This window comes from Duganella sp. CY15W, assembly GCF_009857555.1.
In the GTDB taxonomy this organism is placed as follows: Bacteria; Pseudomonadota; Gammaproteobacteria; order Burkholderiales; family Burkholderiaceae_D; genus Rugamonas; species Rugamonas sacchari.
This window is the reverse complement of the sequence record NZ_WWCQ01000002.1, coordinates 1,028,861-1,055,794: the sequence shown is the minus strand read 5'-3', so window position 1 is coordinate 1,055,794 and position 26,934 is coordinate 1,028,861. Positions and strand designations below refer to the sequence as shown.

Genomic DNA, 26,934 nt, shown 5'->3' with positions numbered 1-26,934 from the left:
CTTCAGCAATAACAGGTATGCTGGCGTGCAATGAAAACCTCCTACCCGCGCTTTCGTCTCCGCTTGGCCAGGCATGCCCTGCTGCAATTTGCCGCCAGCCTTAAAAGTTCCCTCGAATACATCTTGCTGATCTTTGCCCAGGTGCTGCTGGGTTTGATCGCGGTGATTGCCTTGCCCGGTTTGTTTGCCGCCACCCAGCCGTGGCCGCAAGCGCTGGGATTGTTCGTCGGCCAGACCTTGTTCATCGCCGCGCCCGTGTGGCTGCTGCGCAAGCGCCTGCATCCCGCCGCCGTGATCGCGTGGAGCCGGCCGCTGCCCATCACGGCCCGCCACCGCTGGCAGGCCGATGCCGCTGTGGCCGGCATGATCGTTGGTCCGCTCAGCGGTGCTTATGCCATCTCTGCTGCCATCTGGCTGTACCAGTGGCCGGACTGGCTGCGTCCCGTCGCACCGCAGGCCATCATGCTGACCGTCGTCTCGCTGTTGCTGGGCTGGCTGCTGGCCACACTGATTCTCATGCACCGCGCCCGGCCACCCGCCGCGCGCAAGCCCGGCCGCAGCCGCCCGGCACCGACGGCCTATCGCTCCGCACCATCCGTGCGCCGCAGTGCGCGGCGCGGCGTCTTCGGCGGTGCGGCCAAGCTGTCGTATTACTGGCGCCAACTGTTCTGGCTGCCGTTCTGGCGCGCGGAAAACGTGGTTGGCATCCAGCAGACCTTGCTGCTCACCGGTGCGCTGGGCAGCATCGCCGTGTGGCTGTGGCATCCGCCTCTGATCCCGCCCATCGTCTGGGGCATCAGCGCCGCCATGATGACCATGCTGCTGACTGACCGTGGCGACAAGGCCGTGAGCGAACAAATCACGCTGCTGCGCCCTGTCGCTGCCAGCTGGCCTGTGCCTGCGGCACACCTGTACCGGCTGGCCATGCTGTTCACGCTGCTTCCGGGTGTGTGCGTGCTGCTGTGGTTTGCCGCGCTCACGCTGGGCCGCAGCGCACCAGGTTACAGCCACACCGTGGCAAGCGTATGGATCTGTTGCGCAGGCATCGCACAAATCGCCCTCATTTCGCTGCGCCGTCTGAGCACGCGCGGCCGCGTCGGCCTGGTCATCGGCGCCATCGTCATCCTGACCGCCATTGGAAGCGAACTATGGAATTAAGAATCGAGCAGCTCAACTTTGAATACGCCAGCCACCCGCTGTTCCGCCAGTTCAACCTGCGGCTGGGCGCCGGCATCACCTGGCTGCGTGGCGAGAATGGCGCCGGCAAGACCTCGCTGCTGAAGCTGGCGTGCGGCGTACTCGCGCCGCACACGGGCAAGATCTGGATCGACGATATCGAAATCCACGCCCAGCCGCTGGCCTACCGTCTGCACTGCTACTACTGCGGTGGCGACACGCCACAACTGCCATGGCTGACCGTCCGCGAAATCCTCGACATGCACGTTTCGCTGTATCCCGGCACCGATGCCGAACAGCTCAACGCCCAGCTGGCCGCCTTCCATTTGCTGCCGACGCTGGACCAGCCCGTCACCACGCTGTCGCTGGGCCAGCACAAGAAAATGCAGCTGTCGCTGGCGCTGTCACTGCCCGTCAAACTGCTGCTCATCGACGAACCCTTCAATGGCCTCGATGTGGATGCGGTCGCCTACCTGCGCCAGCAGCTATCCACACGGGAGCGCCTGCAACGCCAGTGCATCGTGCTGACCAGTCACCTGGAACCGGCACTACCGCTGCAAGGCACAGTACAGCTGTGATTTCTTAACAACAAACACGCAGCAACAGGGGAAAACCGGCGACAATAACGGGGATCCCCCTTATCCCCACCCTGGAGTTCCCTTGATTTTCGGTTTCCTCAAATCGCCCGAGCTGTCGCCACGCCTGCTGCGTTTGAAAGCATCAGCCCTGTTCTCGTCGCTGACGCCGCTCGAACTGAAAATCGTTGATGGCCTCATGCACGAGCGCCGCTACCTGGCCGATGAAATCATCTTTGACGAAGGCGAAGAGGGACAGGCGCTGTATCTGGTGATGTCGGGCCGCGTCATCATCAGCCGCCAGTTGGGTGCCGGGCGTGAGGTGGTGGCCGAACTGTCGGCCGGTTCCTTCTTTGGCGACCTGGCCTTGCTGGACAACTCGCCACGCAACGCGCAGACGCGCGCGCTGGACAACTGCGAACTGGCGGTGTTCTTCCGTGCCGACTTCATGGGCCTGATGGAAACCGATCCCGTGATCGGCTACAAGATTTCGCTGGCCCTGGCACGCCACATCGGCCGCCGCCTGCGTGACTGGATGGGCGGCCAGCCGCAAGTCGAGGCGCTATGAACCTGCTGCCGACCCAGAAGCGCGGCGGCCCGGTGGTATGGAGCGGCATCATCGCCGCCACCTGCGTGCTGCTGTTTTTGCTGCAGCAGATGCTGTTCCTGGCGATTCCATTTTTGCTGGGCATCGTGCTGTACTACATCCTGCAGCCGCCCATGCAGCGCTTGATCCGCATGGGGTTCAGCCAGAATGCGGCCACTATGCTGGTGGGCACTGTGTTCACCTTGCTGGTAGCGCTGGCCATCCTGGCGGCCGTCTTCTGGAAGTCCACGCCATCGACCTCATGGCAGGACATGCTGGGCATCTATCTGCAGGGCGGTCTGGACTTCGTGCGCCACACGATGATGGCGCTGGAGCAGCAGTTCCCGATATTGCGGCAAGTGCAGTTGGCGGAAACCGTCAACCAGCGCATGAGCGCCTTCACGGGCGACTTCATCCAGTCGCACCTGACCGACATCCTGGTCTCGGCCGCAGGCTGGCTGCCCTCGCTGCTGCTGGCGCCGTTCCTGACCTTTTTCTTTTTGCGCGATGGCCTGCGCTTTAAAAAATTTTTGGCGCGCGCAGTGCCGAATGCCTTCTTTGAACGGACGCTGTGCCTGCTGCACGAGGTGGACCAGACCGCACACCGCTACTTCCAGGGCCTGATACGGCTGACCATACTCGATACGGCGGTGCTGGCGTTTGGCCTGTGGGCGATAGGCGTGTCCTCGCCGCTGGTGCTGGGCCTGATTGCAGCGGTGCTGGCGTGGGTGCCGTATGTGGGCTCCATCGTCGGCTGCGTGCTGGTGGTGATGGTCGCCTCCACCGATGCGCCCAACGATCCATCGGTGGCCTACCTGGCGATCTGCGTGTTCATCCTGGTACGCCTGCTGGATGACTTTGTATTCATGCCACTCACGCTGGGCCGCAGCCTGCACATCCATCCCCTGATTACGGTGCTGATGATTTTTATTGGCGGTTCGGTCGCTGGCGTCGCCGGCCTGATGCTGGTGTTGCCGCTGCTGGGCGTAGTGATGGTGATAGGCGAAACGCTGGGCCGCTTGATTACCGACCCGCGCCTGCGCGCGCGCCACCGCAACGCCATCGCACTGCGTACCCGTCAAGCCAGCCACGACCTGAGCGCCTGAGCTTTACAGCATCTCGCCAGTGATCTGCCTGGCGTCCACCGCGCTACCGCACAACTGCTCTGCCTGTGCGATAGCGTATGCAGCAATCGCCGCAACCAGTTCGCGCTCGCCATCTTCATAAGGACCGGTTTGCGCCAGTTGTAGCGCATGTTTTTGCACACCATCACGTAATCGCCGGCATTCACGCACCAGCAGTTGCCGGTCAATACCGCAGCGCTGGGCAAACTCAGCCAGGGCAAATGCCTTGATCTGATCCAGCTTGAACGCGTCACCAAACGCCATCGCCAGCTCATGCGAGAACTGCGGATATTGCACGGCGCTCACCAGGTCATACCAAGGCGCGGCTTGCAAGCCGGCGGCATGGACGAAGAAGGAAAAATTTTTGCCGTGCGCGTCGCTGTTGCCGATCATCAGCTGGAACAAGGCCCAGCGCAACATCGCCAGCTTGTCGAGCGCTTTACGGTTGGAAAATTGAAGGAGACTAAATAACACCGGCAAGCCAACGCCATCCCGATAACGCGCTGCCTCCCCGACACTGCCGATGTTGCGCTCGTATTTATAACTGACGGGCATGTCGGCCGCCTGGCAAGCATCAATGATGTGCTTGCGTGCTACCCGCCACCGTGCGCCAGGCAAGGCGGTACGATCAAATCGGCGCACCGCCAGTACCGGCCTCGGCGTACGCAGTATCGCCACCTCCGCAACTGGCAGGCCCATTGCCTGGGCTAGGGTCATGCAGAAATGTTCGTTGGCTACCATATGCGGCAAGCGCGCTTCGGTGGGCTGCGGTTTCAGTATGTGCGTGGAAGCGAGTGGAAAATCCGGCAGGAACATGCGGGCGCCGTCCTCGGGTTTGCCGTCAAAATAGACCAGCAATTTGTCCTGATAACCGGCAACCGACATGCGTACCTTGCCGTCCCATTCAATCAATGGACGCTTGTCGCGGCCAGCAATCCGCTGGTCAAGTTCTGCCACCGAAATTTCACGTAGCGCGCCAGCTTGCTGCTCCACTGTGCCGTCCACGCCTTGCGGCAAAAACCGGAAAGCACCAGTGGTTTCCGATCCCAACGCCCGGATCAGTCCAAACACATTGCTTTTTGCGATACCCTGGCTCGATGCCACGATATCCAGCGCATGGCCTTCCGGCAGCAGGTTCTCAATGAAACGCCGCACCGTGGCAGAGGGTATGTGCTGATCCAGGGGCGTGGCTGGCGAGAGTGGAAATGCATCCGGATCGGCGCACCAGTCCTCGGCATAGCGCAGTGACCACTTTTCCTCAGTCGGAACATATTCAATGTCTGCAACCAGACGATTTTCCAGCCACAAACATAGCCGGTGGGCGGTCCCGTTCATGCGGCATCCCGGGGCAAGTGTTTGAGGAAGTCATGGTCTTTGGGCGCAATGACCAGTGCTAGTCCAAGCCCATCCAGCACCGCAAATAGCTTGTCGGTGCGTACACCGCCTGCGCCATTTTCAAGGCGTGACAGCAGGTCCACAGAGACATTGTTCAATGCCGCAGCGTCATCGATTCTCAACCCCTGCTGTTTTCGATGTGCCCGTATTTGCTGTCCGAGATCTGCAGTGTGACGCACGATTTGAACTGAGGAAGGCTTGGTGCCAGTCGAGTCATTCATTTCGGACTTTCAGAAATTTAAATTCTTCAATCAGTATAAGAGAGGAATTTCTGATTTACCGAAATTCTCCTTGAATAGCTTAAATATGTCGGATATTTCTGAAATTCCGAAATAAAAAGCCCGGAAGTTGTTTCCAACTTCCGGGCCTGGGATCAGACGACCAACTAATTAAGCCGTCATTGCGTGCTTGTCAGCCGATTCTTCCACGACTTCGTCATCGTCCGAACGGATCAGGTGGTCAAAGGCGGACAGTGCTGCCTTGGCGCCTTCGCCGGTGGCGATGATGATTTGCTTGTACGGCACGGTGGTGACGTCACCTGCGGCAAACACGCCTGGCAGCGAGGTCTGGCCACGGGCATCGACTTCAATCTCACCGTGACGCGACAGCGTGATGGTGTCCTTCAGCCACTCGGTGTTTGGCACCAGACCGATCTGCACGAACACGCCTTCCAGCTCCACCTTGTGCGACTCGTTGGTGTTGCGGTCGGTGTAGCTCAGCGCGTTGACCTTTTTGCCGTCGCCATGGATCTCGGTGGTTTGCGCCGAAGTAATCACCTTCACGTTCGGCAGGCTGCGCAGTTTGCGCTGCAGTACCGCATCGGCACGCAGTTCGGCGCCGAACTCGATCAGGGTCACGTGACTGACCAGGCCAGCCAGGTCAATCGCGGCTTCCACGCCGGAGTTGCCGCCGCCGATCACCGACACGCGCTTGCCCTTGAACAGCGGACCATCGCAATGCGGGCAGTAAGCCACGCCGTGGTTGCGGTATTCCTTCTCGCCCGGCACGTTGATTTCGCGCCAGCGTGCACCGGTCGCCAGAATCACCGACTTGGCTTTGAGCACTGCGCCCGATTCGGTCTGCACTTCAATCCGTTTGCCAACCTTGACCAGCTTGCTGGCGCGCTGGGTGTTCATGATGTCAACGTCGTATTCCTTGACGTGCTGTTCCAGTGCGATGGCAAACTTCGGCCCTTCGGTTTCCTTGACCGAGATGAAGTTTTCAATCGCCAGGGTATCCAGCACCTGGCCGCCGAAACGCTCGGCCAGCACACCGGTTCGGATGCCTTTGCGGGCAGCGTAGATCGCCGCAGCGGCGCCGGCAGGGCCACCGCCAACGATGAGTACGTCGAACACATCTTTCTTGCTCAGTTCAGCAGCCGCACGCACGCTGGCATTGGTGTCCAGCTTGGCGAGGATTTCCTCGACCGAGGTGCGGCCCTGGCCGAAATGCTGGCCATTCAGGAACATCATCGGCACGGCCAGGATCTGGCGGTCTTCGACTTCCTGGGTGAACAGGCCGCCGTCAATCGTGGTGACCTTGATGCGTGGGTTAATCACCGACATGGCGTTGAGCGCCTGCACCACGTCCGGGCAGTTATGGCAGGTCAGCGACATGAAGGTTTCGAATTCGTAATCGCCATCCAGGTTGCGGATCTGCTCGATCACGGCTTCGTCAAATTTGATGGTGTGGCCGCCCACTTGCAGCAGCGCCAGCACCAGCGAAGTGAATTCGTGGCCCATTGGGATGGCGGCAAACCGCACGCCGATCCCGGTGCCTGCACGGTTGATGCTGAACGACGGGGTACGCACGCCAGCTTCAGTACGCTCGACCAGCGAGATCTTGTCGCTCAACTCGGCGATTTCGAGGAGCAGTTCTTTCATCTCGCGGGCTTTGGCGCTGTCATCGAGAGAAGCGACCAGCTCGAGTGGGTGGACCACTTTTTCCAGGTAGGCTTTCAGCTGGGTTTTGAGGGTAGCGTCTAACATGATTTCTTCCTTTACAAATATTTAGGCGGATGCCGGGCCGGACGCCCGGTCCGGCATCGCGGTAACTACTTGTTTGCTGCTGTGTTGTTCAAGACCTTAGATCTTGCCAACCAGGTCCAGCGATGGGGTCAGGGTAGCTGCGCCTTCGGTCCATTTTGCTGGGCATACCTGGCCTGGGTGCTCGGCAACGTATTTAGCGGCTTTTACTTTGCGCAGCAGTTCGCTGGCGTCGCGGCCAATGCCGTTGTCATGCACTTCCAGCACTTTGATGAAGCCGTCTGGATTGATGACGAAGGTGCCGCGCAGTGCCAGGCCTTCTTCTTCGATCATCACTTGGAAGTTACGCGACAGGGTGCCGGTTGGGTCGCCGATCAGTGGGTAGTTCACTTTCTTGATCGCGTCCGAGGTGTCGTGCCATGCTTTGTGCGCGAAGTGGGTGTCGGTCGACACGCCGTACACGTCCACGCCCAGTTTGGCGAATTCAGGTTGTTGCTCGGCCAGGTCTTCCAGTTCGGTTGGGCACACGAAGGTGAAGTCGGCTGGGTAGAACATCAGAACGGACCACTTGCCTTTCAGGGACTCTTCGCTCAGGTCGATGAATTTGCCTGCGTGGTATGCGGTTGCCTTGAATGGTTTGATTTGGGTATTGATCAGGGACATTGTGGTTTCCTCGTTGGGTTGTGAATCATTGAGACGCCAGTTTAAGCGCTTTTACCCTATTTGCAAAATTGATTGTTTCAATAGTTTCAATTGGCATTAACTATCACGCTCGCAGATGGGATAGCTATTATCGCTGTTCCACCGAGGCGGCGGCAGCGGCGCGCAGGAAGGTGTCGAACTGGGTGGCGGGCATCGGCTTGGCAAACAGATAACCCTGGCCATAGTCGCAGCCGGCGGCGGCCAGCAGGTCGCGCTGTTCCGGCGTTTCCACGCCTTCCGCAATCACTTTCAGGTCCAGCTTGTGGGCCATGACGATGATCGCTTCCGACAGCGCCATGTCGCTGGAATCGGGCGCCAGGTTGCGCGTGAAGGAGCGGTCGATTTTGAGGTAATCGATGTCGAACTTCTTCAGATAGGACAGCGAGGAATAGCCGGTACCGAAATCATCCAGCGCCACCTGGATGCCGGCGTCGCGCAGTTGCAGCAGGCGGGTGCTGACGGTGTTGCTGGCGTCCAGCAGCAGGCCCTCGGTAATCTCCACCACCAGCGACTGGCCGGGCAGCGCCAGCGCCTGCAAATGGCTGACCCAGCACTCGTAGGACTCGCCCTCGCGCTGGAACTCCAGCGGCGACTGGTTCAGGCTGACCTGGAAATCCGCATAAAACTGCTGGCGCCAGTGCTGCACCCAGCGCGCCGATTCGCGGAACACCCAGGCGCCAATGTCGATAATCAGGCCGCTGGCTTCGGCCAGCGGGATGAACTCCAGCGGACTCACCACGCCGCGCTGCGGATGGTTCCAGCGTATCAGCGCCTCGGCTTTGTGGATGGCGCCGCTTTCGAGGTGCACGATGGGCTGGAAGTACAGCTCGAACTGCTCGCCTTTCAGCGCGCCGCGCAAGTCATTGGTCAGGCGCATGCGGTTCAGCGCCGCCACCTGCAGGGTCGGCGTGAAATAGCTGTAGCGGTTGCGGCCCGCGCCCTTGGCCGCGTACATGGCCTGGTCGGCGTGCTTGAGCAGGCTGTCGATGTCCAGCGCATCGTCGGGATACAGGGTAATGCCGATCGAGGCTGACACGAACGCCTGCTCCGCGCCCAGCTCGAACGGTTGCAGCAGGCTGTCGAGGATGTCCTGGGCGATGCGCTCCACGTTGTCCGACTCGTTGAGCTCATTCAGGATCACGGTGAACTCGTCGCCGCCGAGCCGCGCCACCGTGTCCGACTTGCGCACGCAGGCGCTGATGCGGCGCGCCGCATCGACCAGCAGCACATCGCCCTGCTGGTGGCCCAGCGTGTCGTTGACTTCCTTGAAGTGGTCGAGGTCGATGAACAGGATGGCAATGCGCAGCTTGTCGCGCTGGCTCTTGAGCATGTCGTGCGCGAGGCGGTCGAGGAACATGCGTCGGTTCGGCAGATGGGTCAGCGTGTCGAAATTGGCCTGCTGCCAGATCAGCTGCTCGCTCTGCTTCTTGGCCGTGACGTCCTCGATCATGCACAGATGGTGCAGATGGCCGCCGCTTTCGGTGTCGATGGCATTCACCGAGACATCGATCCACGCCACGCTGCCATCGGGCCGGAACAGCCGGCTCAGCGCCTTGAAGCTGCTGATCTGCTGCGTGATCAGCAAGGCCATCTGCGCCTTGATCTGCACCACGTCATCCGGGTGGCCGACCTCGAGCCAGCGCAGTGCGCGCAGCTCATGCTGCGAACGGCCGAGGATTTCCTGGTAGCGCGCGTTGATGTCGCGGTACTCATAGCTGATCGAATCAATCAGCGCGATGCCGAGCGGCGAGGCTTCAAACATGGTGCGGAAGCGCTGCTCGCCCTTGCGGATGATCTCCAGCGCCCGCTTGCGCTCGCGCGCGAGCTGGCTGAAATGCACGGCCGCGCCCAGCACCAGCAGCAAGGCCGCCACGCCCAGCACGCGGTACAGCCACAGCAGGCTGGGACGGGTACTGTCGATCTGGTACATAAAGCCGTCGAAATTGGCGTTCTTGGGCAGCATGTGCAGGCCCGCGTAGACATCGGCAATATGGTGCCAGCGGTCCGGGTTCATGTAGCCGATTTCCACCAGCACCGGCTGCACCAGCGGCACCATCTGGCGCGCTTCGTACAGCAGATGCTGGCGGTCGCTGCGGCGCGAGTACTTGTTGAGGATGAGGTCGGCGGTATCCTCATGATGGCTCATGGCCCACTGCCAGCCGCGCATGCTGGCGGCGCGGAAGGCGGCCACGCGCGCCGGATGGTTGGCAATCTCCTGCTCGCTCGTGAACAGGTTATCGCCATAAAAGTCGATGCCCACCGCGCGCGGGCTGTAAATATCATACGGGAAGCCGAGGCGGTCGAAGGTGTCCGGCTCGTTGGTGGTGTAGACCGTCATGGCATCGACCTTGCCGCTGATCAGGTCTTCGGGATTGAAGCTGTGCTCGACGCGCTGGAATTTGTTCGGCGGGATACCTTCTTTGATGAGGTAGGCCAGCAGTTCATCCGCATTGCCCAGCTCATCGGTCAGGGAACCGATCATCACGCGCTTGCCGATGAGGCGGCGGATATCTGGATCGCCGCCGCTCTGGCGCATCGCCAGCGCATACGGCGAATGCTGGAACACCACGCCCAGCACCACCACCGGCTTGCCGGCCAGCCGCGCCAGCAGCAGGCTGCTGCTGCCGACACCGTATTCGGCCTTGCCGGCAATGACGTCGCGCTCCGGCTCGTTGCCGTCGCTGCCCTCGCGGATCTGCACCTCCAGTCCGGCTTCCTTGTAGTAACCCTGCTCCACTGCGGCATAGTAGCCGGCAAACTGGAACTGGTGCACATGCTTGAGCTGCAAGGTGATTTTTTCCAGCGCCATGCCCGGCATGGCAGCCAGCAGCAAGGCGGCAGCGGTGCAGAGTTTGGCAATGACATGGAAGCGGAAGGCCATGATCCTAGTGTAGCGCGTCTGCCAACCGGACAGTACAAAAAGCAACGGACGGCCAGGCTGCTGCCTGCCGTCCGTTGTTGTCTAGCCGCTCAGGCTCAGTTCGGGATATTCACCGGCACTGGCGACAGCACGTTTTTGCCATTACCCAGCTGGCCTTCCTGGTTGCGGCCCCAGCCCCACAGGGTGTTGTCCGCTTTCAGGCCGAAGCTGTGGCCGGTGCCGACGCTGACCGTGACCCAGTTGGCGCCGGTGCCGATCTGGACCGGCGACACTTCATCGCCGTTGCCGTCACCCAGCTGGCCTTCGATATTCGAGCCCCAGCCCCACAGCGTGCCGTCAGTGCGTACCGCCATGGTGTGGATGGCGCCTGCCGCCACCACCGACCAGTTGGTGTCGGTGCCGATCTGGGTTGGCGACGTCAGGTTGGCCACGCCGTTGTTGCCCAGCTGGCCGAAGCTGCCCTGGCCCCACGCGAACAGGCTGCCGTTGGCGCCAATCGCCATCGAGTGCGCGGCGCCAGCCGACACCGAGGTAAAGGTCAGGTTGCCGATCTTGGTCGGCGCCTGGATGGCCGTGCTGCCCGAGGTCGCATTGCCCAGCTGGCCATCGGAGTTGCCGCCCCAGGTCCACAGCGTGCCGTCTTTTTGCAGGCCGATGGAGTGCGTCGCGCCAGCGCTCACCGTCAGCCAGCTCGCGGTGCCGATCTTGGTGGGCACCAGCTTGCCGATCAGCGTGCCATCGCCCATCTGGCCCGTATCATTACGGCCCCAGGAATACAGCGTATTTGTGGCGCCCTTGAGCGCCAGCACGTGGCCCTTGCCGGCCGACACATAGGTCCAGTCAGAGTCTTTGCCGATCTGTACCGGCACCGAGCGGTTGGTCTGGGTGCCATCGCCGAGCTGGCCATTCTGGTTATAGCCCCAGGCCCACAGCGTACCGCCGGTGCTAGTCCCGGTGCCGCTGGTTGCGGCGGTACGGATGCCCACTGCAAACTGGTCGCCCACCGCCACCATGCGCCACGTGGTGGTGCCAGCGCCAGCGTTGACCTGCACCGGTGCGTTGCGGTTGGCGGTGCTGCTGTCACCCAGCTGGCCCTGAATGTTCTGGCCCCAGGCATACAGATTGCCGTCCGCCTTGCGGGCGATGGTCTGGTAGCCCCCGGTAGCGACGGCGGTCCAGGGCGAGGTAATGGTCAGCGAAATCGTGCCCACCACATTTTCCTGCGTGGCGTTGATGGTTTCCGTGCCCACGCCCATGCCGGTCACCTTGCCATTGCTAAACACCTGCGCCACGCTGGTGCCACCGCTCTTGGTGGTCCAGACCAGGCCCGTGGTCGAGGTCAGCGTTTTAAAGCTGCCGTCTGAATACGTCCCGACCGCAGTCAGCTGCTGGCTGGAGCCGATGGGAATGGTGCTGACCGGAACAGTCACCGCAATACTTTTGAGCGTCGGCGTGGTCGGGGTGGTTGGCGTGTTGTTGCTGCCGCCGCCACCGCCGCCGCATGCCGCCAGCACGGCAAACAGCGGCGCCAGCAGCAGGGAGGAGAATTTAAAGTTTTTCATGATCTTCCAGTTCACAGAATAAGGTCTGCGGTGCAAGCAGTGTAGCCCGCAATGACGGCCACGCATCGCACAAGCAGGAGTGAATTATCCACGTAATTACACCGTTAGGGTAATTTAACAACATTTCTTTTGGGAATTGTACGAAAAAAAAGCCCCACCGGCCCGAATGCGCTCATGGTCGCATTCAGGCCGGTGGGGCTCGGCTGCCGGCCGGACTACTTGCGGCCGCGCGGCGGTGGCGCAGCGCGGCCGCCCTTGGCGGGTGCGGCAGCGGCCGGTTTCTTGATCTTGATGGTATCCAGGATCGACGGTTTGGCCTTGGTTTCAACCGTGGCACGTGCGGTCAGCGAACCGGTCAGGGCGTTCGGCTTGCCGCCACGGCCCACCGTCGGCGCACCGCGGGCGCCGCGCTTGTCGCTGCCAGGCGCCAGCATCGGCATCGCGCGCTTGCCTTGCGAGGCCTTGAAGTTTTCTTCACCCGCCGTGTATGGCGGGATCAGGTGGCGCTCGCCAGTACCGATCAGGTCGCCACGGCCCATATTGCGCAGGGCATCACGCAGAATAGGCCAGTTCTTCGGATCGTAGTAGCGCAGGAAAGCCTTGTGCGCCTGACGCTGTTTCAGCGAACGCGGCGTGAACACTTCTTCCGAGTCTTCGGTCACCTTGTGCAGCGGATTGCGGCGCGAGTGATACATGGCGCTGGCCATGGCCATCGGCGTCGGCATGAAGGTCTGCACCTGGTCCAGGCGGAAGTTGTTCTTCTTGAGCCACAGCGCCAGGTTCAGCATGTCCTCGTCGGTGGCGCCCGGGTGGGCCGCGATGAAGTAAGGAATCAGGTACTGCTTCTTGCCCGCTTCCAGCGAATACTTCTCGAACAGGGCCTTGAACTCGTCGTAGGCGCCGATGCCCGGCTTCATCATCTTGCTCAGCACATTGCTTTCGGTGTGCTCCGGCGCGATTTTCAGCAGGCCGCCGACGTGGTGGGTCACCAGTTCCTTGACGTATTCCGGCGAACGCACGGCCAGGTCGTAACGCAGACCCGACTGGATCAGGATCTTCTTCACGCCCGGGATTTCGCGCGCGCGGCGGTACAGCTTGATCAGCGGATTGTGGTTGGTGCCCAGGTTCACGCAGATCGACGGGTACACGCACGACAGGCGGCGGCAGGTGGTTTCAATTTCCTTGTCCTTGCAGGACAGGCGGTACATATTCGCGGTCGGACCGCCGAGGTCGGAAATGATGCCGGTGAAGCCCTTGGTCTTGTCGCGGATGTGCTCGATCTCGCGCAGGATCGACGGCTCGGAACGGCTCTGGATGATGCGGCCTTCGTGTTCGGTAATCGAGCAGAAGGTGCAGCCGCCAAAGCAGCCGCGCATGATGTTGACCGAGAAGCGTATCATTTCCCACGCCGGGATATTGGCATTGCCATAGCTCGGGTGCGGGCCGCGTGCGTAGGCCATGTCGTAGACATTGTCCATCTCGTCCATCTGCAGCGGCAGCGGTGGCGGGTTCATCCAAACGTCACGGTCGCCATGGCCTTGCACCAGCGCGCGCGCATTGCCCGGGTTCGACTCCAGGTGGAATACACGCGAGGCGTGCGCGTACATCACCGCATCGCTGCTCACGGTTTCAAACGACGGCAGGCGCACCACGGTCTTGTGGTGTTTTTCCAGCTCCATGGCGCGGCGTTCTTCGCGGCTCATGATGCGGATGGGCTTGAACACCTCGGCCGGTGGTGGCGGTGGCGGCGCGGCGGCCTTGGTCGGCTCGACCATGGCCGGATTCACTTCTTCCGCCGGCTTGTTGTCGGTCGCGCACGTCGGCGAATTCTGGTCGACCATCAGATAAGGATCGATGTGCTTGTCGACCTTGCCTGGCGTATCCACGCGGGTGCTGTTGTGCACGCCCCATTCTTCGCCCGGCATCCAGCCCGACGGCACCAGGAACGCGGTGCCGCGCAGGTCGCGGATGGTCTTGATGTTCTCGCCATCGGCAATGCGCTTGGTCAGGTCGACCAGCGCACGTTCGGCGTTACCGAAGATCAGCATGTCGGCCTTGGACTCGAACAGCACCGAGCGGCGCACCTTGTCCGACCAGTAGTCGTAGTGGGCGATACGGCGCAGCGAGGCTTCAATCGAGCCGATCACCACGGGTATCCCCGGATAGGCTTCACGGCAGCGCTGCGCGTAGACGGTGACGGCACGGTCCGGACGCTTGTTCGGCTCGCCGTTGGGCGTGTACGCATCATCCGAGCGTGGCTTGCGGTCCGCCGTGTAGCGGTTGACCATTGAGTCCATATTGCCGGCCGTGACGCCGTAGTACAGGCGTGGCTTGCCGAGCGTGCGGAACGCATCCGCCGACTGCCAGTCCGGCTGGGCAATGATGCCCACGCGGTAGCCGTTCGCTTCCAGCAGGCGACCGACCAGCGCCATGCCGAAGCTTGGGTGGTCGATGTAGGCGTCGCCCGTCACCAGAATGACGTCGCACTCGTCCCAGCCGAGCACGTCCATCTCTTCACGGGACATCGGCAGGAAAGGCGCAGTGGCAGCGCGTGCAGACCGTTTCGGGACGGCCGCAAATAAATTGGTAGGGGGATTCATGGGGCGGTATTGTACCGGAAATGCCCCCGCTCCGCTCACGGGTACTTAAAAAATTCTGTTACTTTTCAATCACTTGAGTGAAATGATGTCAGTCTCACATTGATTTGGACCGGAACTTTGCTATAACAGAGTAGCGGCAGGACACTCCTGCTGGCAGATGCCGGTGTTTGAGTAACGCTGGCCACCCGGGGACCTGGCTTCCCCGGGTTTCTTATTTTCAAATCCCCATATTCGACAGGATGGTTCCCAGTTCGCGCAGCGCCGGTTCCAGCTGCGGGTGCTTGACCGCGAACTTGGCCGACAGCTCCTGCGTGCGTTCCGCCAGACCATAGGTGGTGGTCTCGCCCGGTTCGTCCTTGCCGCGTTCCAGCAAGCTGCCGATATCGCCGTTGAGCTGCCTGAGCAGCTCCAGCAACTCTTCATCCACCGGCCCGGCCTGTGCCAGGCGTTCGTGCAGGGATTTCAGCGATGCTTTGAGGTTGCTGTCCATAAGTCACCTTTTGTTGGTTAAAACGCCAGTGTTGATCTTACTCGCAAAGATAGCGAAATGCGACGCTCCAGCCTGCGCCAGATCAACATGAGCGTGCAGCGGCCCACCTACAGTGAGTTTTTGTTTCCCTGGGAGAAGGAAATGCTGCGTGCAGTCATCTGCAAAGGCGACCCGACTTCACACGGCGGCACCGTCCTCGAAGGCAACGAACTGGTCACCACCAACGGCCGCGCCGTGGCGCACATCGGCCACATGACGTTCTGCCCCCAATGCAAAGGCAACTATCCGATCAGCGAAGGCCTGGCCCGCCACACCTACGCCGGCCGCGGCACCGCACTGGACGGCATGAAAACCGCGTGCGGCGCCAAACTCATCGCCACCCAGCAGCAGATGGTGGTGGACGATGGCGGTAGCGATGATGGCCAGTGCAACGACCGCCAGGGTGAAGCGCAGGGCGCTGTCACCGGCGGCCAGCAAGGCCAGTACAGCGGCGCCTTCCGTGCAGTCGATGAACGGACCGGCCAGCCCGTTTCCGGCCGCCCCTATCGCATCGAACTTGCCGACGGCAGCGTCATTCGCGGCAAGACCGGCCAGGACGGCAATACCCAGCGCGTCACCAGCAGCCATCCGGACACCGTCAAGCTGTACTGGGAAACGGAGAGTTATGATGAGTGACCAGCCCCACGCCTGCCAGCTCGCCGCCGACGCTACAACGACCATCGTCCCCGTCTGCGCAAAACGTACCGTCTGCTATCAGTTCGATACCAGCGCAACCAATCCTGACCTGGAGTTGCCTTATACGGTGATTGTTGACGGCACAGTCCTGTCTCCAGACAAACCGCGGAGACTCAATAAAGCCAGTCGCAAGATCAGCGTGATTGTCAGCGCTGGCAGCAGCGTTGCGCTGTATCTCAACAGCGATGTGCATCCGGCTCATCGCCGTACACCTGTCTACGCTGTGGACGTCAAAGAACACGATGTGCTGGTAAATATTACCGAGAAAACAGGTAAAACGCACAACGCTAAACCGGTTGTCGGTGAAGCGCAAACACAAGCGCCCAACCAGCCCGGTTCGCCGCCAGTCGACCGTTATGAAGCCTTGCTAACCGGCGATATCTGGATGGCCATTTCACATCGATACACTGAAGCAGAAGCAAACGATCTGTTACCAGACGACATGGAACCTGCGATCCGTAAAGCCGTATGCGGCATTTATCGTGGATTAAGCGCCGGCAAGCTGGATATACCGCTCATGGACGAAGGCGGGATGCTGTGTGTCAGCCTGATCAAGCAGGAAAACCCCCATAACAACATCACCTCGTGCTCTTTTCTCTCCGACGTGTTGCCACGGACGCATCCACTTACGTTTGCGGCGCTGTTCAGCGTAGCCCGCAAAGCAGGCATCACCGAGCTGCACATTACCTCTTGCTGGCGGCCCTCATTAGGTTCCATCGTGCATCGCGCAGGTCTGGGGCTGGACGTGGATTTCCTGACCAATACTCAGCAAAAGGTAAAAATTAATCGGGCTGGGTTGAATGATAAGGGGCCATCGCACAATCCCAATGTGAGCGATAAGGAAAAGGCGCTACATCAGCAGCATCAGGAAAAAAAGGCGATGGCTCGACAACATAAAAAAGACCCAGGCGCGACTCAAGCCAGCGATATCGCCCGCGTCGCCTGGGAGAAGGAGCTTCAAGCGAATGAGCCCAGTCTCATGCAGCAGATGCGTGAATCTTTAGCCAAGCATAAATTGGTTCGGCAAATTTTAGATCCCTGGTACATCGCGCTACAGCCTGGCTCCCGCCACAGCAACGAACAGCAAAGCGGGGAAGAAAAAATCCACGCAAATCACCTTCATATAACCGTCAGGGAGCCGAAGATTTATGAATAAATATGGCCTCTTTGCGCTCTTGTGCCTGCTGCCCATATGCACGACAGCCGTACCTCCCAGTACACCGCCTGACAAATCCCCTACCTGGAAAATACGATATGTGCTGTTTGTCGATACAGCCAGAAATTTTCGACAAATCGCGATGAAAGCGGCGCATGAAAATGCGGATGTCCTGCGAAGTCACAACGAGAATGACTACCTGGAGTCCGATGAATTGCTGACACCGACGACAGTCTTCAATTCAGGAACCGCCATAGTCGTGCTTCAATTCGACCGCACAGGTAGGGTAATCAGCCAACATCCCTTGCTATCCCGGTTTCAGGGGATGCACAGACCAAACGCGCTACTGGCACTGGTCAATCGTGATGATCTGCATGGCAAACCATATTATTTTGCAGACTGGGCGGAGTCCGACTCCGAATCAGTGCACTATCTTCCAGCACCTTGTACCCAGGTTGATCGCCGCCGTTATGGTCGGCTGGTGACATACACACCGCTAGTCGGTGGCTTTGGTTGCCGTGAGTGGACCGCCCAACTCCATCGCGCGCAACGTCCCTATATCGACGTTACATCCTATGGTGAGCGTGGCAATTTTATCGGCCGCTTTATGGGCTGGGCGGGGTTTGGAGACACCCCAAAACCAGTGATCGGCATGCACCGTAAAACCTGGCTGTGCCTGCATGAATGTCCATCCGGCGAACAGCCCGGTGTTATTCCTGACATCCGGACATGGGCCCGCAAGCACCGCTACCCCATACCTGTCGCTCCCGCCACACAGCCGGAGTATCCCGATAGAGAAACCGAAGACTAGCTGACGCCAGCCTCCGGTCACAGCGGATTACTTCTCAGTCAGACCACGGCGTTCCAGCAGCGGTTCGATCTTGGCGTCGCGGCCGCGGAAGTTGCGGTACATCTGCATGGCGTCCATGGTGCCGCCTTTGGACAGCAGCATCTTGCGGAAGTAGTCGCCGTTCTTGCGCTGCATGCCGCCGTTTTCGACGAACCATTCCACCGCATCGGCGTCCAGCTTCTCAGCCCACACGTAGCCGTAATAGCCAGCCGAGTAGCCACCGGCGAAGGTGTGCGAGAAGTAGGTGGTGCGGTAGCGCGGCGGCACCGGGGCGTAATCAACACCGGCCGATTTCAACGCGGCAGCCTCGAAGCCCAGCACGTCGGTCGGGATCTGCGATACGCCCAGCTGGTGCCATTTCTGGTCCAGGATGGACGCGGCCAGGTACTCGGTGGTGCGGAAGCCTTCGTTGAATTTCTTCGCCGCGACCACCTTGTCCAGCAGCTCTTTCGGCATCGGCGCGCCGGTCTGATAATGCTTGGCGTAGTTGGCCAGCACTTCCGGCCACACCGACCACATCTCGTTGACCTGCGATGGGAACTCGACGTAATCGCGCGGCACGCGGGTGCCGGCAAAGCGCGGGTACTTCACGTTGGAGAACATGCCATGCAGCGCGTGGCCGAATTCATGGAACATGGTGCGCAGTTCATCGTAGGTCAGCAGCGTCGGCTCGCCCGCATTCGGTTTTGGAATGTTGAGGTGATTGGCCACCACCGGATGGGTACCCATCAGCGAGGATTGCGAGACGTAGGCATTCATCCAGGCGCCGCCACGCTTGTTGGAGCGCGCGTACATGTCGGCGATGAAGATGGCCAGCTGCTTGCCATCGGCGTCAAACACATCGAACACGCGCACGTCCGGGTCGTACACCGGCAGGTCCTTGCGCTCCTTGAACGACAGGCCGTACACCTTGTTCGCGGCGAAGAACACGCCGTTGGTCAGCACGTTATTGAGTTCGAAGTAGGGACGCAGTTCGTTCTGGTCGAAGTTGAAGCGTTCGGCCTTGACCTTGTCGCTGTAGAACGACCAGTCGTAGGACGCCAGCTGGAAGCCGCCATGGGCTTTGTCGATGGCCTGCTGGATCTCGGCGCCTTCCTTCTTGGCATTGGCGACGGCAGGGCGGGTCAGCTCGGCCAGGATCTTGTTGACGGCTTCGGTATCGTGCGCGGTCTGGTCTTCCAGCGCATACGCGGCGAAGTTCGGATAGCCCATCAGCGCGGCTTTTTCCGCGCGCAGCTTGACCATAGCCAGCACCACCTGGGTGTTGTCGTACGGGCCGCCGTGGCTGCCGCGCGCCTGCGACAAGGCCATCAGTTTTTCACGCACGGCGCGGTTGGTCAGCACGGACAGGCTGGCCTGGCCGGTGGTGTTCACCACCGGGATCAGGAACTTGCCGTCCTGGCCCTTGGCTTTGGCCGTCGCCGCTGCGGCATCAATCGCCTTGTCGGACATGCCGGCCAGCTCTTCGCGCGTATCGACCACCAGCGCCGATGCATTGGCCTCTTCCTGCACGTTTTGCGTGAAGGTGGTTTGCAGCTTGGCCAGTTCGGCGTTCATGGTTTTCAGCTTCTGCTTGTCGGCATCCGACAGCTTGGCGCCAGCACGCACGAAGTCGGTGTGGTAGCGCTCCAGCAGGTACTTGGATTCCGCATCCAGGTGCAGCTTGTCGCGCTTGTCGTACAGTGACTTGATGCGCGCATACAGCTTGCCGTTCAGGCGGATCGCATCGTTATGCGCAGCCAGCTTCGGCGAAAGGTCGCGCTCCAGCGCCTTGAACGTGTCGTTGGTGTTGGCGCCGGACAGGCTGTAGAACACGGTCGATACGCGGTTCAGCAACTGGCCGGATTTTTCCATCGCCACGATGGTGTTGTCAAACGTGGCCGGCTTCTTGTTGTTGGCGATGGCCTCGATTTCCGCCGCGTTCTGACGCATGCCTTCTTCAAATGCCGGCGCGTAGTCTTCGTTCTTGATCTTGTCGAAGGCTGGATAGCCGAACGGCAGGGTGCTGGCCTTGGCGAACGGGTTCGACGCCGGCAGCAGCGAGGCCGGTTCCGCCGCGTGGGCGACGCTGAAAACTGCCGCTACGCTGGCGGCGATAATGACGTTGGTGCGATTCATTACTTATCCTTATAAACTATTTATATTATTTCAGGCCACGGCGTTCCAGCAGCGGCTCGATCACAGGATCGCGGCCGCGGAAGTTGCGGAACAGGTTCATGGCGTCATCGGTACCGCCGCGCGACAGCAGCTTGGCACGGAACCAGTCGCCGTTCTTGCGCTGCAGGCCGCCGTTTTCCTTGAACCATTCCACGGTGTCTGCATCCAGTTTCTCGGACCACAGATAGGCGTAGTAGCCTGCCGAATAACCGCCGGAGAAGCTGTGCGAGAAATAGGTGGTGCGGTAGCGTGGCGGCACCGGCGCGAAGTCCACGCCCATGTCCTTCAGCGACTGCGCTTCAAAGCCCAGCACATCGGTCGGGATCTGCGCTGGCGTCAGCTGGTGCCAGCGCTGGTCCAGCAGCGATGCGGACAGGTATTCGGTGGTCATGAAGCCCTGGTTGAATTTCTTCGAGGCGATCACCTTGTCCAGCAGTTCCTTCGGCATCGGCGCGCCGGTCTTGTAATGCTTGGCGTAGTTGCCCAGCACTTCAGGCCACACGGCCCACATCTCGTTGACTTGCGACGGATATTCCACGAAGTCGCGCGGCACGCTGGTGCCGGAGAAGTGCGGGTACTTCACGTTGGAGAACATGCCATGCAGCGCGTGGCCGAATTCGTGGAAGGCGGTCTTTACTTCATCGTAGGTCAGCAGCGTCGGCTCGCCTGCTGGCGGCTTGGGAATGTTGAGGTGATTGGCTACCACCGAGTGGGTGCCCATCAGCGACGACTGCGACACGTACTCGTTCATCCAGGCGCCCCCCTGCTTGTTGGAGCGGGCGTACATATCGGCCAGGAAGATGGCCAGCTGCTTGCCGTCCGCATCAAACACGTCGAACACGCGCACATCCGGGTTGTACACCGGCAGATCCTTGCGTTCCTTGAACGACAGGCCATACAGCTTGTTCGCCGCGTAGAACACGCCGTTGGTCAGCACGTTGTCGAGTTCAAAGTAAGGCTTGAGCTGGTTCTCGTCGAAGGCGAAGCGCTGTGCGCGTACCTTGTCGGTGTAGAAGGCCCAGTCGGCAGCGCCGATCTGGAAGCCGCCTTTTTCCGCATCGACCACGGCTTGCAGGTCGGCCGCTTCTTTCTTCGCGTTGCTGACGGCCGGCTTGGCCAGTTCGGTCAGCAGCTTGTTGACGGAGGCGGTGTCGTGCGCGGTCTGGTCTTCCAGCGAGTAGGCGGCGAAGTTTTCGTAGCCCAGCAGCGTGGCTTTCTCGGCGCGGGCCTTGGCGATCTTCAGCACCACCTCGCGGTTGTCGAATTCACCGCCATGGCTGCCGCGTGCCAGCGACAGCGCCATCAGCTTCTCGCGGGTAGCGCGGTTGGTGAGTTCTGCCAGCGGTGGCTGGCCCGAGGTGTTGACCACGGCGACGAAGAATTTGCCGTCCAGGCCCTTGGTCTTGGCGGCAGCGGCGGCAGCGTCAATCGCGGCGGCGCTCATGCCGGCCAGCTCTTCACGCGTGTCCACCACCAAGCCGGAGGCATTGGTTTCCTTCAGCACGTTCTGGGTGAACGTGGTTTGCAGTTTGGCGATGGTGCCGTTGACGGCTTTCAGTTTTTCCTTATCGGCCACCGACAGGTTGGCGCCGGCGCGGATGAAGTCCGTGTGGTAGCGCTCCAGCAGGTGCTTGGCTTCGGCGTCCAGCTTCAGCGCGTCACGTTTTTCGTACAGCGACTTTACGCGCGCCCACAGTTTGGGGTTCAGGTAGATGGCGTCCGAATGGGCGGCCAGCTTGGGCGACATTTCGCTATCGATGGCATCCAGCTTGTCGTTGGTGTTGGCGCCTTGCAGATTGTAGAAAACGGTCTGCACGCGGGTTAGCAGCTGGCCCGATTTTTCCATGGCGACGATGGTGTTGTCGAAGCTCGGTGCTGCCTTGCTGTTGGCGATGGCATCGATCTCCTTCAGTTGCACGCGCATGCCTTCGTTAAACGCCGGCAGGAAATGCTCGTCCTTGATCTTGTCGAACGCTGGATAGTGGAACGGCAGCGCACTGGCCGTGGCCAGCGGATTGCCAGCCAGCGCGGCGGCCGGCGCAGCCAGGACGGTTTGCGAAAACGCCACACCCAGGGCGGCGGCAATGACAAGCATATGAGGACGGGTCATGAAGATCTCTTTCTCTTCTGAAGGGCAGGAAAAATGCTGACAGGATTAAAAACGCAGCATGGAAGCGCCAGATCATAGCAGCGCGCTGCGGCGGGGTCACTTGCAAAAAATGCTGCACTGCACTTTCCCGGATTCACCAACCATTTTCCGAACAATAATTTGTCCGATAGAAAATTTCCATCAAAAACGAGACGAAATAGGGCATGCGCCAGTGCAATATCCACTTCCTGCAATTGACTTTAATCGGAGTAAAAATTACATTAAAAGCAAAACCAGGGGGAGATCATGCGTTTTCACTACACTGCTGTTGTGCTCGCGGGCCTGCTGGCCACAGCCCAGGCGGCAGATGACATCATGCCGCCGCCCGGCCTGTACCGCGTCGAGCGTGATAACAATTTCGGTCCCCGGCGTTTTCCGGTGGGCGAACACGCGCAGCGCAGTGAAGAGCGCCGCGCCACCGTATGTATTCCGGCGCAGGACGGCACTGCGCCGGTGCTGCCGCCGACGGTGCCAGGCGCCAGCTGTCAACCGGTGCCAGGCACGATAACTGGCGACAGCCTGGTGCTGGTGGCGCAATGCCCGCTTGGCCGCATCAGCAATACGATCCAGCGCAGCGACAGCACGCACTGGCAGATCACAACCGAGGCAGCGTGGGGCACGCCGGGCAAGCAGCCCACCAAACGCGGCAGCGGAGTGAGCCGCTGGACCCGCATTGCCGATCAGTGCGATTCACGCTGAGCGGCGGCGCATCCAGCCAACCAGCCCCAGGCCGGCCAACAGCATGGCCCAGGTTTGCGGTTCGGGCACCGGCGCCGCCAGGTCCCAGCCGATGGCATCCATGGCAGCCAGGTCGCGCGAGCTGGCATCGTAGGACTGGCCATTGCCGACAAATGGCCGCATCAGATTGACCTGGTTGGGGCCGAAGTGGCTGGCTTGCCAGCCGTCGCCATGCTCGGTGCCGGTGGAAAACGCGGCGATGCTGGTGATGCCGCCGTTAACCGAGAAGTATGGCGTGCCACCAACGCGCACATCCGCCACGCCAGGCGCCGAATAGCGGTACAGGTCCAGTGGCTCATACCACCAGTCGTTCTCAAAGCGGCTGGCGGTGTTGCTGATGCCACAGGCGGAACCGCTGCGCGGCGCCATGCAGTAATCGATATCGTCCACGCCTGAGGTAAAGCCCAGCGCATGGCCGATTTCATGCTCGGCCACGGTAATGAAGTCCACCTTGTTGCCTGGCGTGCCACCCACGCGCGAATAGGAAAAATCCCCGGCATAGGCATTGGCAAACACGATGCTGGCGTCCGGCGCGGCGGTGCTGGTGCCGACCGCGAATCCCATCGCCTTGGCATTGGCGGTCGTCATGCCCAGAGAGAGATTGTTGACCGAGCCGTCGTTGTCCAGGCGCGAACTGCCATCGCCCTGGGTGGCCATGAAGGTCAGCGCCGAGCCGGACTGCAGGTGGCTCACGGCTGTGTGATCCAGCGACGACGTGGCATCGAGCTGCAGCGCCGTGCGTACATTGCTGTAGCTCGTGGTGACGAAGTTGGAACTGGTACTGCCCAGGATGTTCTGGCCCAGGTTATTAAAGCCGATGTCCAGGTACACTGTGACGTTATCGGTCAGCTTGCCTGACCAGAAATTGGCAGCGGCCTGAAAGCCAGCCAACTGCTGGGCACTCATGCCGCCGGTGGACACATCATTGAGAACAAAGGTCACTGCCTGGGCAGGCGTCAGAAAGGCAAGGCCGAGCGCACCCGCCAGCAGCGGGCGCTGGATGAACTGCTTCATGGTCGAATCCCCTAGTTGGAATTATTATTTTTGCCAGTGAAACAGTTCGATTGTGTGATCATCTACGGCAGATGTCTAACTAATAATTTCTATGCGATATGCTATCAACGGTAGCGTCAGCCTTTGGTGCGGGTTTCGATCCGGCGGTCAGGAATGAACCAGATCGCCGCTACCAGCACATAGACGGCAAACCCAGCCATCGGGTGCAAGAAGGAGGCGCCTATGCCGATCAGGTAAAGGAAGGTGGACAGCTTGCCTTTGCGGTCGCTGCCCAGCGCCGCCTTCAGCGCTGGATTGTTCTTTTCAAGGCACAGCGCCAGCATCATGTAGGCGATGCTGCTCATGAACAGCACGAAGCCGTAGCAGGCCACCGGCAGCGAGGAGAAATGGTTCTCGCCCATCCAGCCCGTCACAAACGGTATCAGCGACAGCCAGAACAGCAGGTGCAGATTGCCCCACAACGCCCCGCCCGTGGTTTGGGACACCATGTGGATCAGGTGATGGTGGTTGTTCCAGTAGATGCCGACGTAAATAAAGCTCAGCACATAGCTCAGGAACACCGGGAACAGTGGCAGCAGTGCATCCAGGTTGTCGCCATGCGGCACCTTCAGTTCCAGCACCATGATGGTAATAATGATCGCGATGACGCCATCGCTAAATGCTTCCAGCCTGCCCTTGCCCAACGATGGCTCCTTAATGATGGCTTGCACCTGCCTGTTCAGTTCCTTATGCGCGTCGCGCCCGCCAGTACGGCCGCACCGATGGCGAACAGGGACCATGTGTATGGTTCCGGCACCGCGCTCACCCTGGTCAGAGTATCAAGGTTTGCATTCACAAACAAGCCCACGCTGCGGTCTGGCGTTGCCCAGACATACGTCACCCGCTGGCAGAGTCGAACAAGTTCAGTCGCGCGCGGGTACGCGCGGGCGCAGTGTTATTGGAAGCCTGCTCGTACAGCACGCCCAGGCCATCGCCGGCAACATAGTCAGACGTCACCGAGAAAATTAATTTGCACTGGAAAAATTTAATACAAATAAATTTTAGTGCTGCCGCCGCTGGAGTGAGCGCAACGGCAACGCCCCTATTCCAGCAGGGCGTTCACCGCCACGAGATCATCAACACTCAGCCGTCCCACGGCCTGCTTGAGCTGCAGCAGCGCCACCAGATGACGATGACGGGCCTGCGTCAGCTGCAGTTGCGCCTGGCCATTGGTCTGGATCGCATTCAGCACATCGGTCAGGGTACGGGTGCCGTACTGATGGCCGGCACGGCTGGCGGACAGGGCGCGCTCGGCTGCTTCCGCGCCCGGCTCCGCGATGGCGATCTCCGCCACGCTGCCGCGCACGGCCTGCAGCTGCGCTTCGACATTGCGCACAATGCTGCGGCGGCTGGCTTCGAATTGGGCACTGGCGGCGTCGCGGTTGTAGAGCGCCTGCCGGGTCGCGGCAAACGTCGCACCGCCTGCCACAATCGGCACGTTCAGTGTCAGCCCGACGGTATTGGTGGTCACCTGGCGGCTGCCGGCCGCGCCATTCACCGGTCCGCGGTCGGTGCTGAAGCTCAATCCCAGGGTCGGCAGGTTGGCTGCGCGCGCGGCCTTGATACGCGCTTCCGATGCCAGCACAAGTTCCTTCCCTGATTGCAGCACCGGGTTGTCAGCCAGCGCTTCCGTGACCCAGGCCGGGGCGTCAGCAGGTTGCGGCATGGCCGGCTGGAAGCCCTGGCGCAGCGGCTTGAGCGGCAACGGCGCTTCGCCCGTGAGTTCCTGGACCGCCTGATTGGCATCCGCCAGCGCTTCCCTGGCCTGCTGCGTGGCGGCCTGGGCCAGACCGAGATAGGCGCGCGCCTGGTCGACGTCCACCGCCGCCGTGAGGCGCTCGGCCACGCGCACCTTGCTCTGCCTGACCAGCTCCGCGACCGCTGCCTCGTTGGCGGACAAGGTATCGAGCTGGCTTTGCGCGCTGAGCAGGGCGAAATAGCGCACCGCCACCTCAGCCACCAGGGCCTGCTCGGCCGCGCGCAGCGTGGCTGCCTGCGCCTGGGCATCGGCGCGCGCCGCACGCCAGGTGTCGAGCGCCGCCAGATTGACAATGCTCTGCGTGATCTGGCTGCTGGCGTTATTGCTGTTCACCCCTGCCGTTTGCCGGGGCGTGACGCTGAGCGTCCATTGCGGCAGCAGCGGTGCGCGGTTGAGATCCGCGCTGGCATTGCTGGCGCCGGCCTGGGCCTGCGCCTGCTGAAGCGCAGGATAATTGCCACGCGCCCGGGTATAAACACTCAGCAGGTCATCACTGAGGGCAGCCCAGACCGGCGGACACACGACCAGCAAACCGATGCACAGCAACCGTCTCATGCAGCGCTGCCGCTCACACTGTGCAGGCGTGCATCACGCGCGACTTCGGCGGCCTGGCCGTCCATGACCTTGACGATGCGCTGCGCGCGTTCGGCCAGATGCAGGTCGTGGGTGACCATCACAATGGTGGCGCCGCCGGCATGCAGCTCCTGCAGCAAATCGATGACGCCGGCGGCCATCTGGGTATCCAGGTTGCCGGTTGGTTCGTCGGCCAGCAGCAGCGGTGGATTGCCCGCCAGCGCGCGCGCAATCGCGACGCGCTGCTGCTGGCCGCCGGACAGCTGGCCGGGATAATGGCGCGCACGGCCAGCCAGCCCGACCTTGGCGAGCGCGGCCTGTGCCAGTTCGCGGCGCTCGGCCGCGCGCAGGCCACGATAGCCGAGCGGCACTTCGATATTGTCGAGCAGGTTCAGGTCCGGTATCAGATTGAAGGCCTGAAAAACAAAGCCGATCTTCTGGTTGCGCAGGCGGCTGCGCTGCCTGTCGTTCATCTGGCTGACGTCGACGCCGTCGAGCACATAGCGGCCGCCGCTCGGCGCTTCAATCAGGCCAGCGATGCCCAGGAAGGTACTCTTGCCGGAACCGGAAGGACCGGTAACGGCAACAAATTCCCCTGGCGTCACATGGAGATTGAAGTCCCGCAGTGCAGCGGTTTCAACCGTTTCGGTGCGGTACACCTTGGCGATATGGTGCATCTCAAGCATGG

23 protein-coding genes are annotated in these 26,934 nt (G+C 61.0%); 8 read left to right on the top strand and 15 right to left on the bottom strand.

Annotated features, from left to right (window positions below; all coding sequences use genetic code 11):
* The first annotated feature begins 30 nt into the window (after positions 1-30).
* From GTP58_RS14255 to GTP58_RS14240, 4 genes are all read left to right on the top strand, one after another.
* Positions 31-1,158, top strand: coding sequence for a hypothetical protein (locus GTP58_RS14255; RefSeq protein WP_161077995.1), 1,128 nt, complete (start codon positions 31-33; stop codon positions 1,156-1,158).
* Positions 1,149-1,754 (top strand): ATP-binding cassette domain-containing protein, encoded by a 606-nt coding sequence (locus tag GTP58_RS14250; RefSeq protein WP_161077994.1) that lies wholly within the window; start codon positions 1,149-1,151, stop codon positions 1,752-1,754. The genes GTP58_RS14255 and GTP58_RS14250 overlap by 10 nt, the downstream gene beginning before the upstream one ends.
* Positions 1,755-1,836: 82 nt before the next feature.
* Positions 1,837-2,319 carry a cyclic nucleotide-binding domain-containing protein gene (locus GTP58_RS14245; protein WP_161077993.1) on the top strand — a complete coding sequence of 161 codons (483 nt, stop codon included), beginning with the start codon at positions 1,837-1,839 and terminating at the stop codon, positions 2,317-2,319.
* On the top strand, positions 2,316-3,443 hold the full coding sequence (locus GTP58_RS14240; protein WP_161077992.1) for an AI-2E family transporter: 1,128 nt from the start codon (positions 2,316-2,318) through the stop codon (positions 3,441-3,443). Before GTP58_RS14245 ends, GTP58_RS14240 begins: the two co-directional genes overlap by 4 nt.
* 3 nt (positions 3,444-3,446) lie before the next feature.
* On the opposite strand, the gene GTP58_RS14235 is transcribed toward GTP58_RS14240, so the two are convergent.
* The 8 genes from GTP58_RS14235 to GTP58_RS14200 form a co-directional block, all read right to left on the bottom strand.
* Complete coding sequence (locus GTP58_RS14235; RefSeq protein WP_161077991.1) at positions 3,447-4,796, bottom strand: HipA domain-containing protein; 1,350 nt, start codon at positions 4,794-4,796, stop codon at positions 3,447-3,449.
* Positions 4,793-5,077: a helix-turn-helix domain-containing protein gene (locus GTP58_RS14230; protein ID WP_161077990.1), complete on the bottom strand. Its 285-nt coding sequence runs from the start codon at positions 5,075-5,077 to the stop codon at positions 4,793-4,795. The genes GTP58_RS14235 and GTP58_RS14230 overlap by 4 nt, the downstream gene beginning before the upstream one ends.
* Before the next feature lie 168 nt (positions 5,078-5,245).
* Positions 5,246-6,844: an alkyl hydroperoxide reductase subunit F gene (ahpF, locus tag GTP58_RS14225; protein ID WP_161077989.1), complete on the bottom strand. Its 1,599-nt coding sequence runs from the start codon at positions 6,842-6,844 to the stop codon at positions 5,246-5,248.
* A gap of 96 nt (positions 6,845-6,940) precedes the next feature.
* Positions 6,941-7,504 carry an alkyl hydroperoxide reductase subunit C gene (ahpC, locus tag GTP58_RS14220; RefSeq protein ID WP_161077988.1) on the bottom strand — a complete coding sequence of 188 codons (564 nt, stop codon included), beginning with the start codon at positions 7,502-7,504 and terminating at the stop codon, positions 6,941-6,943.
* 127 nt (positions 7,505-7,631) lie between these two features.
* Positions 7,632-10,424: an EAL domain-containing protein gene (locus tag GTP58_RS14215; RefSeq protein ID WP_161077987.1), complete on the bottom strand. Its 2,793-nt coding sequence runs from the start codon at positions 10,422-10,424 to the stop codon at positions 7,632-7,634.
* A gap of 95 nt (positions 10,425-10,519) precedes the next feature.
* Positions 10,520-11,986 (bottom strand): hypothetical protein, encoded by a 1,467-nt coding sequence (locus GTP58_RS14210; RefSeq protein ID WP_161077986.1) that lies wholly within the window; start codon positions 11,984-11,986, stop codon positions 10,520-10,522.
* 215 nt (positions 11,987-12,201) lie between these two features.
* Positions 12,202-14,511 (bottom strand): YgiQ family radical SAM protein, encoded by a 2,310-nt coding sequence (locus GTP58_RS14205; protein ID WP_229215595.1) that lies wholly within the window; start codon positions 14,509-14,511, stop codon positions 12,202-12,204.
* Positions 14,512-14,803: 292 nt separating this feature from the next.
* Complete coding sequence (locus tag GTP58_RS14200; protein WP_161077984.1) at positions 14,804-15,076, bottom strand: DUF4404 family protein; 273 nt, start codon at positions 15,074-15,076, stop codon at positions 14,804-14,806.
* A gap of 57 nt (positions 15,077-15,133) precedes the next feature.
* Here GTP58_RS14200 and GTP58_RS14195 point away from each other — a divergent pair, with 57 nt between their 5' ends.
* The 3 genes from GTP58_RS14195 to GTP58_RS14185 are packed head-to-tail and all read left to right on the top strand — an operon-like array spanning position 15,134 to position 17,778.
* On the top strand, positions 15,134-15,751 hold the full coding sequence (locus GTP58_RS14195; RefSeq protein ID WP_161077983.1) for a PAAR domain-containing protein: 618 nt from the start codon (positions 15,134-15,136) through the stop codon (positions 15,749-15,751).
* A complete protein-coding gene (locus GTP58_RS14190) occupies positions 15,741-16,967 on the top strand; it encodes a hypothetical protein (RefSeq protein ID WP_161077982.1) in 1,227 nt (408 codons plus the stop codon). The genes GTP58_RS14195 and GTP58_RS14190 overlap by 11 nt, the downstream gene beginning before the upstream one ends.
* Positions 16,960-17,778, top strand: a complete 819-nt coding sequence (locus GTP58_RS14185; RefSeq protein WP_161077981.1) for a hypothetical protein — start codon at positions 16,960-16,962, stop codon at positions 17,776-17,778. The genes GTP58_RS14190 and GTP58_RS14185 overlap by 8 nt, the downstream gene beginning before the upstream one ends.
* A gap of 27 nt (positions 17,779-17,805) precedes the next feature.
* Here GTP58_RS14185 and GTP58_RS14180 read toward each other — a convergent pair whose 3' ends face one another.
* Positions 17,806-19,935 (bottom strand): M3 family metallopeptidase, encoded by a 2,130-nt coding sequence (locus GTP58_RS14180; protein ID WP_161077980.1) that lies wholly within the window; start codon positions 19,933-19,935, stop codon positions 17,806-17,808.
* 25 nt (positions 19,936-19,960) lie between these two features.
* Positions 19,961-22,084 carry a M3 family metallopeptidase gene (locus GTP58_RS14175; protein ID WP_229215565.1) on the bottom strand — a complete coding sequence of 708 codons (2,124 nt, stop codon included), beginning with the start codon at positions 22,082-22,084 and terminating at the stop codon, positions 19,961-19,963.
* 285 nt (positions 22,085-22,369) lie between these two features.
* Between GTP58_RS14175 and GTP58_RS14170 the strand changes: the two genes are divergently transcribed.
* On the top strand, positions 22,370-22,822 hold the full coding sequence (locus GTP58_RS14170) for a hypothetical protein (RefSeq protein WP_161077979.1): 453 nt from the start codon (positions 22,370-22,372) through the stop codon (positions 22,820-22,822).
* On the opposite strand, the gene GTP58_RS31380 is transcribed toward GTP58_RS14170, so the two are convergent.
* The 5 genes from GTP58_RS31380 to GTP58_RS14150 all read right to left on the bottom strand — a co-directional run bounded on the left by GTP58_RS31380 (position 22,814) and on the right by GTP58_RS14150 (position 26,932).
* Positions 22,814-23,875: an NF038122 family metalloprotease gene (locus GTP58_RS31380; RefSeq protein WP_161077978.1), complete on the bottom strand. Its 1,062-nt coding sequence runs from the start codon at positions 23,873-23,875 to the stop codon at positions 22,814-22,816. The two genes, GTP58_RS14170 and GTP58_RS31380, sit on opposite strands and share 9 nt — an antisense overlap.
* Before the next feature lie 116 nt (positions 23,876-23,991).
* Positions 23,992-24,558, bottom strand: a complete 567-nt coding sequence (locus GTP58_RS14160) for a TMEM175 family protein (RefSeq protein WP_161078152.1) — start codon at positions 24,556-24,558, stop codon at positions 23,992-23,994.
* A gap of 35 nt (positions 24,559-24,593) precedes the next feature.
* Complete coding sequence (locus GTP58_RS31940; protein WP_373924748.1) at positions 24,594-24,671, bottom strand: PEP-CTERM sorting domain-containing protein; 78 nt, start codon at positions 24,669-24,671, stop codon at positions 24,594-24,596.
* 285 nt (positions 24,672-24,956) lie between these two features.
* On the bottom strand, positions 24,957-26,228 hold the full coding sequence (locus GTP58_RS14155; protein ID WP_161077977.1) for a TolC family outer membrane protein: 1,272 nt from the start codon (positions 26,226-26,228) through the stop codon (positions 24,957-24,959).
* Positions 26,225-26,932 carry an ABC transporter ATP-binding protein gene (locus GTP58_RS14150; RefSeq protein WP_161077976.1) on the bottom strand — a complete coding sequence of 236 codons (708 nt, stop codon included), beginning with the start codon at positions 26,930-26,932 and terminating at the stop codon, positions 26,225-26,227. The genes GTP58_RS14155 and GTP58_RS14150 overlap by 4 nt, the downstream gene beginning before the upstream one ends.
* Between the last annotated feature and the right edge of the window lie 2 nt (positions 26,933-26,934).